Raw genomic sequence first — 14,852 nt, 5'->3', positions numbered from 1 at the left:
TGGGTCTGTGGAGATCGTCACCGGAATACCGTGGGGCGTCTGCTCCGCAAGCTTCTGAAGAGCATTACTCCATCGCGCCGCCATCCGTGCGTCCGCCAGCGCGTGCACGTTGAAGTGGTTCATGAGCTTGGTTAGGACGACGGTCGACGTCGGGGACTTACTGATCAGCCCGGGCGCCTCCTGAACGCTACCGTCGGCTCCTGCCTCGATGACAGTTTGAAACATCAGGCCGATCTTCTCGTCCAGGGAGAGGCGACCCAGGAGGTCGTCCGTGCGTTCCTCAGCTGTTCGCCGCGGATCTTCGTACAGGTCCATGACGCCGTTGCGGTTCAAGTCGCGGTACCGCGTGCCGTCGGCTGCAGTCGACAGGACGAGCAGTGTCAAGATCCGCTCCCAAGGTGGTCGAGTCGGGGCGCGCCGGTTGATCGCAGGTCGTGACTGCCGGACAACGAAGGGACGGATCCCTTGGAGCGCCGCACCCATCGTGCCATCGAGGTCGTTGAGCCGGGCTTCATTGCTTCGCCTCATGTTCATCCAGTGGGACATTGCTGTGACGCGCGGTGAATATAGAACAGCTGATATACATTGTCTACCTCATTGTGGCCGTGTGAACGAGACTGCCCCAGACGGCGCTCGCCGGCCCGGCCAAGAGGGGCCCCACCCGCTACGTGATCTCCTCGACGCACACACGGTGACGTGGACCTTGGCACGAGAGGTGTCGACGTGAAGGACGAGGATTTTCGTCCCCCAGCCCCTTCCCGGCCGGAGCGATGGATGTTAGCGTTTACCAAAATGTAACAGCCAGTACATTTTCGTGATCTGCAGTGAAGGTTCACGGCGGCCAGGGCCAAGCGAGGCAGGCCCAAGTTTGTTGCGCCAGGCACTCAAAGGCGAGTCCGGAAAGGAAGGTGAGGCTCCTTCGGCGGTAGCGGCGCAGCTCTAGGCGTCGTCATCTCCACGTCGCTCTGACGGGATGCAGTCCCTCGACGTGACCACTGGACCTGGTAGCGGCCCCATAGCCGGCTAGATCTACCAGAGAAGACATTCAACCTGGGAAGAGCGGACACATCAGCCCTTCTTGCGGCCGATAACACTCTCGGCAGTCGATCGATTGAAAGGATGCACGCGAAGTGAAGACTCAACGCATCGTAGCGATGCTCGCGACAGTCAGTCTTGGACTAACACTGTCAGTGCTCAGCACCCAAACCGCTAACGCCGCCACGACGAAGGCAATTGCCACAGATCAGCGCCGCGCGAACGGCGGTGGTGACGCCATCGGCTCACTCCGAGACGAGGCGGAAAAGGCCGGCCTCCTCATTGGGTCGGGCTCGATCAAAGCGATGACGACCACGTCCGATGGCCGACCCCCCAACTACTTGGCTGAGCAAGAGTTCAGAAAGGTGCTGGCGCAGCAGTTCAACAGTCTGTCGCCTGAAAACGATCTCAAGTGGCAGTTCATCGAGCCGGAGGAGGGGGTGTTCGACTTCAAGGGAATCGATCGACTGGTCGAGTTCGCCAAGGAAAACCACATGCAGCTGAAGGGACACGGCCTCATCTCCTCCTGCTGCAATCCCGACTACTTGACGGCGAAGAGTGATCCGGTCGAGTTCCGGGCCGCGATGGTCGAGCACTTCACAAAGATCATGAAGCGGTACAAGGGCAAGATGGATCGGTATGATGTCGTGACTGAGGCACTTGAGACCTTCGGTGGCGGCCTCCAGCACAACGACTTCTACAACGTCCTGGGCCCGGACTACATCGCGGAAGCCTTCCGAATCGCCCATACGGCAGACCCGAAGGCGAAGTTGTTCATCAACGACAACCTAGTCGAGTTCTTGCCGGGGAAGCGTCAGGAACTTTATGACCTCGTTTCAGGGCTCGTCGCGGATGGAGTGCCCATCGACGGCGTCGCTCTGCAGATGCACGAGACCCTCCAGGGGCCGCCGCCCGGAGTCATTACCGAGATGGTGAACTCATACCATGCGTTGGGGCTTGAGGTCAGCATCGCGGAGCTGGACGTCCACACGTATGACCCTGTCAGTCAGGCGAAGATCTACGGCGACGTGGTCGCCGAGGCGTTGGCCGCCGGAATCACCGAGATCAGTGTCTGGGGCTTCACGGACAAGCACCTCTACACGTGGCTCCCGGGAGCAAAGCCGTGCCTCTTCGACGAGAACTACAACCCCAAGCCGGCCTACTTCGCCGTCCTTGACGCGCTCCGGAACTATGTTCAGAACAGGCAACAATCCGCGCAGGCTGGTCGACGGTCCCTCCAACACCGCTGACCCGATCATGGCGGCCCGGTGTGCCGAAGATCAGCACCTGGCTCTATCGGCCCAGCCCTCGACGAGTCGCCGAGGGCTGGGCCGGCAGAGGCGTCGCTTTCGCCACGCCTAAAGCGGTTTGACCGAGTCGTGCACGCGACCGGGTCGTTCCGGAGAGCGTGCCGGCCCGGCTGGTGCTCCTGATGCTAGACCCGAGGAGAGTGACGGCAGGTCAGCCGTTCCGGGCCGGTCAGCCGTTGGTCCCAGTGGTCATAACAATGGTGAGCAGCGCCGTCGGTATGGCCGGAGAGCGGATCGCCGAACGGCGGCTGCGCTGTAGCTCGCAGAGACCCTCTGAGCCGGCTTGATCGCCACCGACCCTGGTTGTTCCGACGTTGATACCCGTAGTCAGCACCGAGAGTCATCGGAGTTTTAGGAAGCAATGACCACTACGCCCGAGTGGAACAACCCCGCCGTCTACGAATGGGGCAGCGAGCCGGCTCATGCCACGCTCATGCCCTATCAAACTCACGCACAAGCCATGCAAGGCAACCGTTCCGAGTCCCCGTGTCGACTCGATCTCGACGGCGAATGGAAGTTTCACTGGTGGCCAAACCCGGAATTGAAGCAGGTCGATTTCGAGGCACAGAATTTCGACGATTCGGGCTGGGAAACCCTCCCGGTCCCGTCGAGCTGGCAGCTGCACGGTCATGACTTCCCAATTGGAACCAATTTTGTCCTTCCATGGACCGGCGCCACCGGAAATCACGAGCAGCCGAAGCCCACCGGAAACTATCCATTCGCGCCGACCATTTACAATCCGGTCGGACAGTACCGCAGGACTTTCGAGCTGCCACACGATTGGCAAAGTCGCCGTACGTTCATCCACTTCGACGGCGTCGAATCGGCCTATTACGTCTGGGTCAACGGCCAGCGCGTTGGCTATCGTGAGGACAGCTACACGCGGGGAGAATTCGATATCACCCGTCACGTGCGCACTGGGCACAACGTGATAGCGGTGGAGGTGTATCGCTGGTGTACCGGTTCCTACCTTGAGAACCAAGACAACGTACGGCTCTCGGGAATCTTCCGCAGCGTATTCCTGGTCTCGCGCTCGCCGGTCCTGATCCGCGACTTCACAGTACGCACCCACCTGGACGATGCCCTCGTCGAGGCTGAACTTGAGATCAGGGCCGATGTCCGTGATTACGCCGGGGAGAGCTCCGCCACGGCCCTTGGATACCAGCTTCGGGCACGACTCTTTGACGGAACCGCGCCCACGGCACCCGAAGTATGGGCACAAACCGCAGAGGTGGACGTGGCGGGCGTAGGCATTGACGTAACCACAACCCTCTCGGCACCGTTCCAACAGCCGCGGTTGTGGTCGGCCGAGTGCCCGAACCTCTATACGCTGGTGCTCGAGCTTTGCCATGAAGACGGATCGGTTGTGGAACGAGTCTCCACACGCGTTGGATTCCGCCGAGTCGAGGTCATCGACGGGGTGTTCCGGATCAACGGTCAAGCGGTCTCGATCCGTGGCGTAAACCGCCATGAGTGGAGCCCGCGAACGGGGCGCACACTCACCGCCGCAGAGATGCACGCCGACATCCGCCTCATGAAGCAGAGCAACATCAATGCCGTTCGAACCTCGCACTACCCAAACGATCCCCGTTGGTACGAACTGGCCGACGAGTACGGGTTGTACGTGTTTGACGAAGCGAACAACGAAAGCCACATCAACCGCATAGACGGAGGCGACCGGCCCAATATCCCCGGCGATCGTCCGGAACTACGCGAGCCCCTGCTCTGGCGAATGCGCAACATGGTCGACCGAGACAAGAACCATGCGTGCGTAGTGGCCTGGTCGCTCGGCAATGAGTCCGGCGTGGGGTCGAACCTCGAGGCCATGTACGAATGGGTTAAGACCTACGAGGCAACCCGGCCGGTAAGCTATCAGGATGCGACCGGGTCAGGCTCGGCCATTGTGCCCACGGGGCTTTCGGACTTCGACGGCGACTTCTACCCGCCCGTCACCGAGCTGATCACCCGAGCCGAGCGCGATTCTCGGCCTTACCTTCTTATTGAGTACGCGTTCAGTCAAGGAAACACATCAGGTTACCTTGATGAGTACTGGGCGGCCATTCGCGAACACCCAGGGCTGGTGCAGGGCGGCTTCCTCTGGGATTGGGCCGACAAGGGGCTGTGGTGGGCGCTTCCCGGGCATCCCGGCGAGGAGTTCATCTCTTACGGCGGAGACTGGGGCGACGACCCCAACGAGGAAGGCGCCCATATGAGTGGCCTACTGCTCTCCGATGGAACGCCTACAGCAAAGCTCGCCGAGGCCAAACTCGCGTACCAACCGGTCAGCATCTCCGCCAAGGACCTGCTTGCCTGGACGCTGACCATCTCGAACGAGCATCTGTTCACCGGCCTCGACGTCTACACGCTCCATTGGTCACTGACCGAGGACGGGACGACGATCGAGGAAGGACGGCTCCCCGGGGCCCAACTGGCCATCGGGCCGCAGCTGAGCGCAGACGTCACACTGCCGTGCAGGTTGCCCGAGCCCGTTCCGGCCTGGGCGGAGTATCGGCTGGATGTTTCGTTCCATCTCGCGGCGTCGACTTCATGGGCAGAGCGCGGGCACGTCGTTGCACGTGCGCAGTTCGACATTCCAGTCGCACTCCGAAGCGAGACGCGCGTCGCGGTCATAGACCTGCCGCCAGTAGACATCGCCGACGACGCGAACGTGGTCCGGGTCAGCGGCGATGCCTTCGCGGTCGTGATAGAGCGCGCCACGGGACGCCTGACATCGCTCCGCTACGACGAACGTGAGGTGCTCGCCAGCGACCTGCTGCCGAACTACTGGCGGGCGCCCAACGATCCGGAGCTCGCGACCCCCGAAATACGTGCGTATCTCCCTGAGCCGTCACAACCGTGGCGGGGCGTGGGTGAGGAATGGACGATCAGCAAGGTGGAGGTCCAGCCGATGTCGGGGGCTGCGCGCGTGACTGTTCGCGGCAGTATCACCACCAGTGTGCCCTTTCGGCCGAGCTACCAGATCACCACCTCGCCACAGTCGATCGTCTACACCATTTACGGCAATGGTCAGGTTGACGTGTTGTCGACCTTCGCACCCGTGGCGAACACACCCAATCCGCAAGTCATAGGCACCACGTTCGGACTCAGGCCTGAGTTCGACACGATCCATTGGTACGGTCGCGGACCGCTGGAGTCGACCGCCGACCGACGTGCTTCAGCATTCTTCGGGCGTTACTCCGGCGCGGTCGCGGACCAGGTCACGTGCTACAGCCGACCGCAAGACAGCGCGAACAAGGCCGATACCCGGTGGGCTGCACTGGTTGATGACACGGGAACCGGCGTGCTACTGGTCGCCGGTGGAAGCATGTACCTCAACGTCCAGCCGAACAGTCCGGACGAACTAGCCGACCGCCGACATTGGCATGAAGTTCCGACCTCGCGGCGAACTGTCGTCCGCATCGATTCCGCGCAGGAGGGCGTCCAAGGGGGGAACTGGGATGTCTTGACGCGTCCCGACAAGTACAGCAACACCCCCGCCAAGGGCCCATTTAGCCTCCTCTACCGAATCATGCCATTGCGTGAAGGAGAAGACCCGTCAGATTCGGCCCGGCGATATGTGGAGACCGACCTCCCCTATTCGCCGCCCGCCGCCCCGCACCCAAGTCCGAAGGACGCCGAATCGCAGACTGTGTCGGCGACCAGCACCGTGCGTGACTGGCTGGGACAACCGGATGCGGCCGGCCATCTGCGGGCGGCGATGAGCCGCGCGGAGTTCGACGACTCGGTGCTCGGCGCCAGCCTCGACCTCAGCGTCGTGCAGCTCTTCGCGTTCAGCAGAGGTCGGCTGACTTCGGAGATGCTCAGAGACTTGATCGGGAAGGTAGCAACGCTTCCGTCCCAGTCAGCAGGCACGATCCGGTAGCGCTCCCTTTGGCGCTGGGAAGTCAAACGCAGAGACGGGAACTGCGGTCATGATCAAGAGGCGAGAACTTGGTCGAACTATTCATATGTTGACGCCGAGGGAGAAGTTGACCCCCAGGCCGGCGCGGGCCAGGCCCATCTCCAGCAGGCCAGCGCCCTCCAACCAGTGCGCCAGGCTCAGGTCGCCGGCGTCCTGAGGGCGAAGGCCCGGCTCGTGATGAAGGCTGAGACGCTCGCCTTCGCCTGCGCGTCATCGCCAGCCATGAACACATGCACCGGGTCGCCCGCGGCCAGGAGTCTCCGCGCGCGATCGCGACGTCGGTAGGTCTGGTAACGACCGATAGAAATACGCGAGGTCTGGTCGTCGGGCGAGCAACTGCTGCATGCCGCGGGTGCCGCTCTCGCGGGAGTAGTCGCCAGCCGAAGAACGCCACCAACGAGGGATAGCGGAGGCGCGCACCTTGCCGTCAACGAGCGCGTGGAGTAGTCGCGAGATTGAGATGCTTCTCGCGCGCCCTCGCTGGCCTACAGCCCACGAGACCGGGACCGTGCTGGGACGACGCCCGCGCCCGCCGAGCTGCACCAGTTGCACGAAGGGGCTTGTGTTCTGGCAGCCCTTCGGTCTATTTTTGGGAAAGCGCATTCCAAAGGGACCACGAAGACGTGAGGAGCCACTGATGGGCAGCACGAGCAGGGCCAGGAGGGTGTCATGACCCTGGCCTCTCCGCCCCAGACGCCGCAGGGCATTGCGACCGCTGAAGGAGCCGACACGCTCGCGTTGATGAGGTTCCGCAAGGGGCGTCGAAACGCCTCGGAGGGCCGCGGTCAGCGCTGGTCGCGGCGCGACCGGCTTTCCATCCTGCTTTTGGCCCTGCCGGCGATCGTCCTGCTGGTCGTCTTCGCCTACCTGCCCATGGCGGGCCTGGTGGTGGCGTTCAAGGAGTTCAACATCGTCGACGGTGTTTTCAGGTCGCCGTGGGCGGGTCTGGAGAACTTCCGGTTCTTCTTCAGCTCCGGGGACGCGGTGCGGGTCCTGTTCAACACCGTCTTCCTCAACGTCCTGTTTCTGGGGTCGACGCTGGTCGTGGGACTTGGCTTGGCCATCATGCTCAACGAGCTGCGCAGCAAGTACCTGCGGCGGCCGTTGCAGTCGGTGATCTTCTTCCCGTACTTCGTCTCACCGATCGTGGTAAGCGTCATCCTGCAAGTGCTCCTGGCTGGCGTTGGCGGCAGTGGTGGCGCGGTCAACAAGATGCTGGGCGTCTTCTCGCTTCCTGAGGTGAGCTGGTACACCCAGCCGGGGCCGTGGCCCTGGATCTTGACCATCGTGAAGATCTGGCAGATGGGTGGCTACACGTCCGTCATCTTCCTCGCGGCCATCACCTCCATTCCCGAGGAGGTGTATGAGGCTGGCGCACTTGATGGCTGCTCGCGAGCCAGGATGGCGCTGCACATCACGACGCCGCTGCTGCGCCCGACGGTGGGCATCCTCGTCATCCTTGGTGTTGGGCGCATCTTCTTCGGCGACTTCGGCACGATCTACGCGATCGTTGGTGACAACGGGACCCTCTTCCCGACAACGGATGTCATCGACACGTATGTCTTCCGCGCACTGCGTACCCAGGGTGACTTTGGCACCACGGCAGCGATCGGCCTGTTCCAGTCGCTTGTCGGGTTCGTTCTCATCAGCGTGGCCACCCTGCTGGCCCGGCGCTACTCAAGCGACTCGTCGATTATCTGAGCGTCAGGAAACCGATTCGATGACTACTGTCCAGAACCGCGCTCGTCGGGCTCAGCCTCCAGCGCGTCCGGCAGCCAAGCCCAGGACCGAGCCGTTCGCCGTCGTGAGCCTTGTGTGCGTCTCGCTCTTTGCGGTCTTCGCCCTCGTGCCACTCTGGATGATTGTTGCGGGCTCGTTTACCGACGAGTCCAAGCTGTCAGTGGATGGGTACAGCCTGTGGCCCAAGCCGTTCTCCACGGCGGCATACCAGGCCATCTTCGCCGGCGGCACCCTGTGGAAGGCACTGTTCGCGTCCCTGTTCATCACCATCGTCGGCACGGCGCTTGCGTTGGCCGCCACGGCCGGGCTCGCGTGGGTGATTGCCCGACGCATCCCGCGGCTGAGCACGGCCCTGGCTGTTTTCGGCTACGTCCCGATGCTGTTCACCGGAGGCTTGGTTCCTCTATACATCCTGGTCACCCAGTACCTGCGGCTGACAGACAGCTGGTTCGCAGTCATTCTTCCCGGTGCGGTGGCCCCATTCCTCGTGTTCATCGCTGTCAGCTTCTTCGCCCAGCTTCCGAAGGAGATCTTGGACTCCGCCCGAGTCGACGGGGCCGGCGAGCTGCGCACCTTTTTCCAAATCGTGCTCCCCCTGAGCAAACCAATCCTTGCCGTCGTGGGCCTCTTCTATGCCGTGCACTTCTGGAACGAGTGGTTCATGGCGCTGCTGTTCATCTCCGACCCGAACAAGTTCCCGGTTCAGCTGGTGCTGCAGAACCTCATCGCCAGCGTGGCGAACGCCGCCAACATGGCGCCGGTCAGCAGCAACGTGGCACCCGTGTACCAGCTGCGGCTCGCCCTGACGGTCGTCACGATCCTGCCGATTCTCTTCGCCTATCCATTCGCCCAGCGCTACTTCGTCAAGGGCCTCACTCTCGGCGCCACCAAGGGATGACCCTGGCGCTTCACCCCCCAAGGCGCCGAGCTCGCTCGACTCGCCAAACACATCAAGGAAGGTAGTCATGTCCAACATCGCCTCCACGCCGGTGTCCCGGCGCGCGCTTATCGCCGGAACTGGCGGCTTGACCCTGGCGGGCATGCTCGCGCTGGCCGGGTGCAGCAACGAGCCGGGTTCGTCCGCCTCTAAGAGTGGCAAGTTCACGGGGAACCTCACGTTCCTGCTGCCTGGCACGATTCCCACCGGCTGGCAGAACGTCCTTGGCGCCGTGAACAAGCAGCTGAAGACGGACCTCGGCTTCACCATTCAGCCGCAGTTCATCTCCTGGGCGGACTACGCAACCCAGTCGCTGCTCAAGTTCACCTCCGGCGCCAATTTCGACACTGCGCTGCAGGCGCGGTGGCTTAACATGACCCAGCTTGTGGCCGACAAGGCGTTGGTCGACGTCAGCGGCAAGGTCGGGCAGTACAAGAATCTCAGCGCCACCGTCGACTCCAAGATTCTGGAGGCCAACAAGTGGGGCGAGGGTCTGTACGGCATCCCGCAGGTCAACAGCGCAGCACGACTTCACCACTTCGGCATCAGGCAGGACCTGGCCGACGAGCTCGGCTTCAGCGAGATCACCGACTTCGACACCCTCGAGCGGTTCTGGTATGCGGTCAAGCAGAAGAAGCGCGGAGTCATCCCCTTCGGCCTAAACACGGGTAGCGGTCGCAACACCGTCTTCGGGCCCGTGACGCCGACGCTGAATGCGTGGGCGTGGGACAACCCGAACGCGTTCGGGTGGAGCTTCACTGGTGACTCCATGCTGTTCGCGTTCGCTCAGGACGCGGCGACTGGCGGCAGCTCGAACCCGGTCCCGTTCTGGGAGCAGGAAGGCGTGATGGACGCGCTGAATCGGGTCCGGAAGTACAACCAGGACGGCATCATCAACCGTGACATCCTGAACCTGGACGCCAAGGCCGAGCAGGGCCTGTTCTCTGCGGGCAAGACGGCCACCACCTGGGCCATCACCGACGGCACGACGTCCAACTTCCTGACGGCACTTCGCAAGGCCGTGCCGGGCGCGCAGATGGCGAACGTTGCCCCGCTGCGCGGTGGGTTGTCCGCCAAGCCTCTGCAGAACTTCCAGGCAGACAACTTCACCGTTCTCAACACGCGCGGTCAGAGCAACGACGCCGCGATGGCTCTGCAAGACTGGGCGTCCATCAAGAAGAACTACGACCTGCTGAACTACGGAATCGAGGGCACCGACTGGGCAGCCCAGGGCGATGACGGCGTCGAGGTGAAGAGCGCCTACAACTTCCCAGGCTTCGCACTGGCATGGCGGGCGCCGCTGTTCCGCAACCCGTCGACCATGAGCCCCACGGAGAAGACCATCTTCGAGTGGTCGAAGGACACGGAGAACTTCACCCTCGACCCGTTCGCCTCCTTCATTCCCGACGTGGAGCCGGTGAAGACCCAGAACACGCAGATGTCTGCCGCGATGACGCAGTACGCCAAGCCGCTGTTTGCTGGCGTTGTCGACGTGAACAAGGGACTGGACAACCTCAAGCGGGCTGCGGACCGTGCCGGGTTGAGCAAGCTGCAGGCCGAAATGGCCAAGCAGGCGGACGCCTACATCAAGAAGAAGTAGCGCGTCGAGGTGAACCGCGAAGGCGCCGGGGGAGATCCCCCCGGCGCCTTCGTCGTGGCTCACGACCCTCGGGCTCGAGCGCGAACCCGTTGAGTGGCCCTCCCGTGATGTGGTTGCGGCGATCGGCTGCGAGCGGCCGATGCGCCAAGGCCTGGCGGTTCAGATGGTCTGCTGCGAGCACATCGAGGCGTAGGCACCTCCCGCAGAGAACAGCTCTGCGTGCGATCCGCGCTCGATGATTCGACCGTCGTCCAGAACGACGATCTGGTCCGCCTGCCGCACTGTGGCCAGTCGGTGAGCGACGACCAGGGTGGTCCGGTCATGAGGGAGCCGAGCCAGGGCGTCCTGCACGACAGACTCTGCGTGTGCGTCGAGCGCTGAGGTCGCTTCGTCGAGGATCAGCACCTTCGGGTCGCGGATCAGTGCTCGCGCGATCGCGAGGCGCTGCCGCTGTCCACCGGACAGTCCGGCGCCAAGTCCACCGACTCGGGTGTCCCAGCCGAGTTCCATACTGGCCACGAAGTCCCACGCGTTCGCCTCGGCCAGGGCTCGGCGGACCATCGCGTCGGGCGCGCCTTCCAGGCCATAGGTGACGTTCTCGCGAATGGTCCCTTCGAACAACACCGGGTCCTGCGGAACGACGGAGAAGAAGCGTCGGGCGGTGCGCAGGTCCACGCTGTTGGTGTCCATGTCGTCGAGCAGGATTAGTCCGCCGGTCGGGCGAAGGAACCCCAGAGCGAGGTTGATCAGGGTGGACTTGCCGGACCCGGATGCCCCGACGAATGCGACGGTCTGGCCTGCCTCGATACGCAAGCTGATGTTGTGAACTACGTCGGCCGGGTCATCGGGGTACCGGAACGTCACGGCGTCGAACGTCAAAGCTCCGTGGATCGATTGCACGGGGTGACTTACCCCGGTTGTCCTCGAGGTCGCGGTCTTGAAGGACTTCCGCGATTGACCGTAGCGACTCTCGTCCTCTCGTCACGATGGGTGCCAGGGCGAATGCGTTGGTGACCGAATTGGTCAGGATCGTGAAGTAGGTGCTGAGCAGCACGACCTCTCCTGCGCTGATGTTCAGTGTTCCGGTCAGGGACATTGAGGCGGCAAGCACCAGGCACAACACGCCCAAGGTCTGATAGCTGGCCCATGAGAGTGCGCCGAACCTGCCGTTGAGGCGGTCCAGGTGGACGCCGGCGTCCCGAACCCCTTGGGCACTGGCTGCGACGCGGCTGACGGCGACGCTCTCGAGTCCGTGGGCACGGGTGATGTGTGTCAGCGACGCCATCTCTCCTACTCGGCTTGAGAGCTGCTCTACCTGTCGGCGGAACGCTTCGTTGCGTTCATGCGAGCGTCGCCGCAGCCAGCGGACCAGCAGGGCGGCCAGTGGGACCAGTAGGAGGAACACGGCCATGAACTGGGGAACTCGCAGTGAGGTGACGACGCACGCCCCGACTAGGACGCCGACCGAGCTCATGACTGGTGCGAACGTCTGCTGCATCATCAGCTCGACGTTCTCCACGTCGCGGACGACCTTGCTTTGGGTGACCGATGCGCCAAGCCGGTAGTGGAACCCGATGCTGAGCTCTTGGAGGTGGTGGGTCAGCTCGTTACGGACGCTCACGCCGACGTCCCGAACCGTGGCCGACAGGTTGCGGACGCAGACGGCGTTTGCGGGCAGGTTGAGCAGGATCACGGCGGCGGCAGCCGCCCCGTCGACAAGAACAGGCGAAAGGGAGTCGCCAGCTACGACGGCGTCGATGATGTTGGCGGTGACTATCGGCATGGCCCAGAACGGGCTGTCCTTGACGACGAAGGCGAGGGTTGCCGCAGCCATGCGTCGGCGGTGGGGGCGTACGAGACGGATTAGGGAGCGGATGGCGTGGTCGCGGTGGACAAGGGGCAGTTCAGCTGGGGTCACACGTCCTAGTCTGTCTGGAAAACGACTGGACGGAAAGGGCTTTCCTACCGCTCCTCCCACTCGTTTCGGCGGGTGGCGCCTGCGAATGAGACGACGTCGGTCAGCACGGGCAGCAACGCGGCTTGGTACGCGTGGTACACGTCCGGCTTGCCTTGCCAGACGCTGTGCGAAGGCGTGTTCTGGGGGCTGAGTTCGTGACGCCAGGACCCGTCCGGCTCGATGAACAGCTCCATGGCGTGGGCCCACCAGCGGCTGTGCAGGTCGGCGTAGCGGGGGTCGCTCGTGGCAGCGAACATTGCCCAGGCTGCGGCGATGGCTTCGGTGACGACCCAGTGCATGCGTTGCCGGACGATGGGCCTGCCTTCGAAGTCGGTGGTGTACACGAATCCTGGGTGACCGTCCACGGCCCATCCGTCGTGCTCGGCGCGGGCGAACAGGGCCGCGGCGTCGTCAACGAGCCAGGCGGGTGCGTTTGATCCGAGGGCTGTGCGCACGTGCAAGCTCAGGCGCGCCCACTCGAACAGGTGCCCGATGGTCACGCCGTACGGTCGGAACGGGTGGGCGGGATTGTCCTCGTTGTACTGGGGGAGGGCGTTCCAGTCGGTGTCGAAGTGCTCGGGTAGCCGGTACGCGTTCTCGGTCGCGAAGTTGTGTACGACGCGCTCGACGATGCGCGCGGCGCGGTCGATCCATTCGCGGTCGCCGGTCACGTCACCGGCTGCTAGGAGGGCTTCGACGGTGTGCATGTTGGCGTTGACGCCGCGGTAGGGCTCGAGTGTTGACCAGTCGCGGTCCCAGACGTCGACCGCGAGGGCGTCCGGGAAGTGCCAGAACTTCTCGTCGTGCACGTCGAGGGCGTGCTCGAGCATGTAGTCGGCATCGGGGTGGCCGGCGGCGACTGCGGCGGACGCGGCGAGGATGACGAAGGCGTGTCCGTACGCCTCCTTGGACGCGTTAGCAGGACCGTCCTCGTTGACGGCGGCGAACCATCCGTCGTGGTTGCGGTCAAACAGGGTGTGCCGCAGGGCGTGCATGCCGTGGTCGAGCAGGCGGGTTGCTTCGTGGTCCAGCTCGAGGTGGCCGAGTGCGAAGACGTGGGTCATGCGGCACGTGATCCACAGCTCGACGTTGTGATGTGGTCTGAGGGCGCCGTGGTCGTCCAGCCAACCGAAGCCGCCGGTGGGGTGCTTGGAGGCGCTGGCGAACCGGCGCAGGTGCGTTCGATGCTGGCGCAACCAGGCGGTGTCGGGGCCAATCGTGATTGTCTCGCTCATGCGGTTGCTCGCTCGCTTCGGTGGTGGGGCCATGAGGTGGTGACGTGCTGTCCGGCAGCTTCGAGCCAGCGAGTTGGCTCTGCCAGCGCCGCTTGGGCTGAGCCGGCGAGCTCGCTCAGGGATGTGCAGCCGTGCAGGTTCTTGGTGTCCGAAGTGTCTTGTTGCCCGACGCATGCCCAGACGGGGACGCCGGCAGCGGCAGCGAGCTCGGCGACGTGGCCAACGACCTTGCTGCGGAAGGACGGGGAGTCCAGACGACCTTCGCCGGTGATGATGAGGTCGGCGTCGGCCACGGCGTCGTGCAGGCCGGTGAGTTTGCCGATGGCTTGGGCGCCCGGGGTCAGTTTCGCGGTCCAGAGGGCGGCGAGGCCGTACGCGGTTCCGCCGGCTGCGCCGCTGCCAGGGGTGGCGGGGTCGTGGCCCAGGACGTGGGCGAGGTGCTGCAAGGCGGCGTCGAGGGTTGCGACCTGGTCCGGGTTGGCTCCCTTCTGTGGGGCGAACTGGTGGGCGGCCCCGTTGGGCCCGATCAGTGGGGCGTCGACGTCGACGAGTACTTCGACGCCGTCGACAGGTGCCGGTAGCAGCCGGGAGAGGTCAGTGCGGATCAGCCCGGACAGGTGGCCGCCGCCCAGGGGGATTCGAAGGCCGCTCGGGCCGTAGAAGCGGACTCCGAGCGCGGTGAGCGCGCCGGAGCCGCCGTCAGTGCTTGCTGATCCGCCGAGGGTGGCCACGATGCGGCGCACATCCCGGTGGCTTGCTGCGTCTGCGAGCAGCTGCCCGAACCCGAATGTGTGCGCCCCGAGCGGATTGGGCTTTGGCAGCAGAGGTAGCCCGCTGGCGGCGGCAAGTTCGACGATGGCGGTACCGTCTGGGCACAGCAGCCAGGGCGCGACCAGTGGCCCGCCCGGTCCGAGGACCCGGACGACGCGCTCGGTGGTCCCGGGGACGCTTTGCTTGACGGCGGCGAGCGTGCCTTCCCCGCCGTCGGCCATGGGGATGACGGTCACCCTGTCGGCGGGGCGAGCGCGCAGCCATCCCTGCCGCAACGACTGGGCTGCTTGTGCGGCGGTGGCGCTGCCCTTGAAGGAGTCCGGGCAGATGACGACGTGCATGTTG

9 protein-coding genes and 1 pseudogene are annotated in these 14,852 nt (G+C 64.0%); 5 read left to right on the top strand and 5 right to left on the bottom strand.

Annotation, left to right across the window (positions count from 1 at the left end):
• Window positions 1–384, bottom strand: a pseudogene (locus ASG95_RS20390) (glycoside hydrolase family 3 protein); the annotation flags it as partial.
• Between the two features lie 746 nt (window positions 385–1,130).
• On the opposite strand from ASG95_RS20390, the gene ASG95_RS20385 reads away from it, so the two are divergent.
• From ASG95_RS20385 to ASG95_RS20365, 5 genes are all read left to right on the top strand, one after another.
• Complete coding sequence (locus tag ASG95_RS20385) at window positions 1,131–2,285, top strand: endo-1,4-beta-xylanase (protein WP_235544100.1); 1,155 nt, start codon at window positions 1,131–1,133, stop codon at window positions 2,283–2,285.
• Between the two features lie 421 nt (window positions 2,286–2,706).
• Window positions 2,707–6,228 (top strand): glycoside hydrolase family 2 TIM barrel-domain containing protein, encoded by a 3,522-nt coding sequence (locus ASG95_RS20380; protein WP_082592974.1) that lies wholly within the window; start codon window positions 2,707–2,709, stop codon window positions 6,226–6,228.
• Between the two features lie 708 nt (window positions 6,229–6,936).
• A complete protein-coding gene (locus tag ASG95_RS20375) occupies window positions 6,937–7,968 on the top strand; it encodes a sugar ABC transporter permease (protein ID WP_200961953.1) in 1,032 nt (343 codons plus the stop codon).
• Window positions 7,969–8,080: 112 nt separating this feature from the next.
• Window positions 8,081–8,905, top strand: a complete 825-nt coding sequence (locus ASG95_RS20370; RefSeq protein ID WP_162259432.1) for a carbohydrate ABC transporter permease — start codon at window positions 8,081–8,083, stop codon at window positions 8,903–8,905.
• A 67-nt stretch (window positions 8,906–8,972) separates the two neighbouring features.
• Window positions 8,973–10,544 carry an ABC transporter substrate-binding protein gene (locus ASG95_RS20365; RefSeq protein WP_057378631.1) on the top strand — a complete coding sequence of 524 codons (1,572 nt, stop codon included), beginning with the start codon at window positions 8,973–8,975 and terminating at the stop codon, window positions 10,542–10,544.
• A gap of 159 nt (window positions 10,545–10,703) precedes the next feature.
• On the opposite strand, the gene ASG95_RS22165 is transcribed toward ASG95_RS20365, so the two are convergent.
• From ASG95_RS22165 to ASG95_RS20350, 4 genes are all read right to left on the bottom strand, one after another.
• A complete protein-coding gene (locus ASG95_RS22165) occupies window positions 10,704–11,423 on the bottom strand; it encodes an ABC transporter ATP-binding protein (RefSeq protein WP_235544098.1) in 720 nt (239 codons plus the stop codon).
• Window positions 11,386–12,378 (bottom strand): ABC transporter transmembrane domain-containing protein, encoded by a 993-nt coding sequence (locus ASG95_RS22160; RefSeq protein ID WP_235544091.1) that lies wholly within the window; start codon window positions 12,376–12,378, stop codon window positions 11,386–11,388. The genes ASG95_RS22165 and ASG95_RS22160 overlap by 38 nt, the downstream gene beginning before the upstream one ends.
• Window positions 12,379–12,506: 128 nt before the next feature.
• Window positions 12,507–13,736, bottom strand: a complete 1,230-nt coding sequence (locus ASG95_RS20355; RefSeq protein WP_057378630.1) for an AGE family epimerase/isomerase — start codon at window positions 13,734–13,736, stop codon at window positions 12,507–12,509.
• Window positions 13,733–14,848, bottom strand: coding sequence for a glycerate kinase (locus ASG95_RS20350; RefSeq protein ID WP_157582345.1), 1,116 nt, complete (start codon window positions 14,846–14,848; stop codon window positions 13,733–13,735). The genes ASG95_RS20355 and ASG95_RS20350 overlap by 4 nt, the downstream gene beginning before the upstream one ends.
• Window positions 14,849–14,852: the final 4 nt, after the last annotated feature.

It is taken from the genome of Phycicoccus sp. Soil803 (assembly GCF_001429685.1).
GTDB lineage: Bacteria > Actinomycetota > Actinomycetes > Actinomycetales > Dermatophilaceae > Pedococcus.
This window is presented reverse-complemented; position numbering and strand designations above follow the sequence as displayed.

Excerpts from the sequence above, each read along its gene's own strand:
- ASG95_RS20365 (WP_057378631.1), top strand. The coding sequence starts at position 8,973 with ATGTCCAACATCGCCTCCACGCCGGTGTCCCGGCGCGCGCTTATCGCC.
- ASG95_RS20350 (WP_157582345.1), bottom strand. The coding sequence starts at position 14,848 with ATGCACGTCGTCATCTGCCCGGACTCCTTCAAGGGCAGCGCCACCGCC.
- ASG95_RS20380 (WP_082592974.1), top strand. The coding sequence starts at position 2,707 with ATGACCACTACGCCCGAGTGGAACAACCCCGCCGTCTACGAATGGGGC.
- ASG95_RS22160 (WP_235544091.1), bottom strand. The coding sequence starts at position 12,378 with ATGGCTGCGGCAACCCTCGCCTTCGTCGTCAAGGACAGCCCGTTCTGG.
- ASG95_RS20375 (WP_200961953.1), top strand. The coding sequence starts at position 6,937 with ATGACCCTGGCCTCTCCGCCCCAGACGCCGCAGGGCATTGCGACCGCT.
- ASG95_RS20355 (WP_057378630.1), bottom strand. The coding sequence starts at position 13,736 with ATGAGCGAGACAATCACGATTGGCCCCGACACCGCCTGGTTGCGCCAG.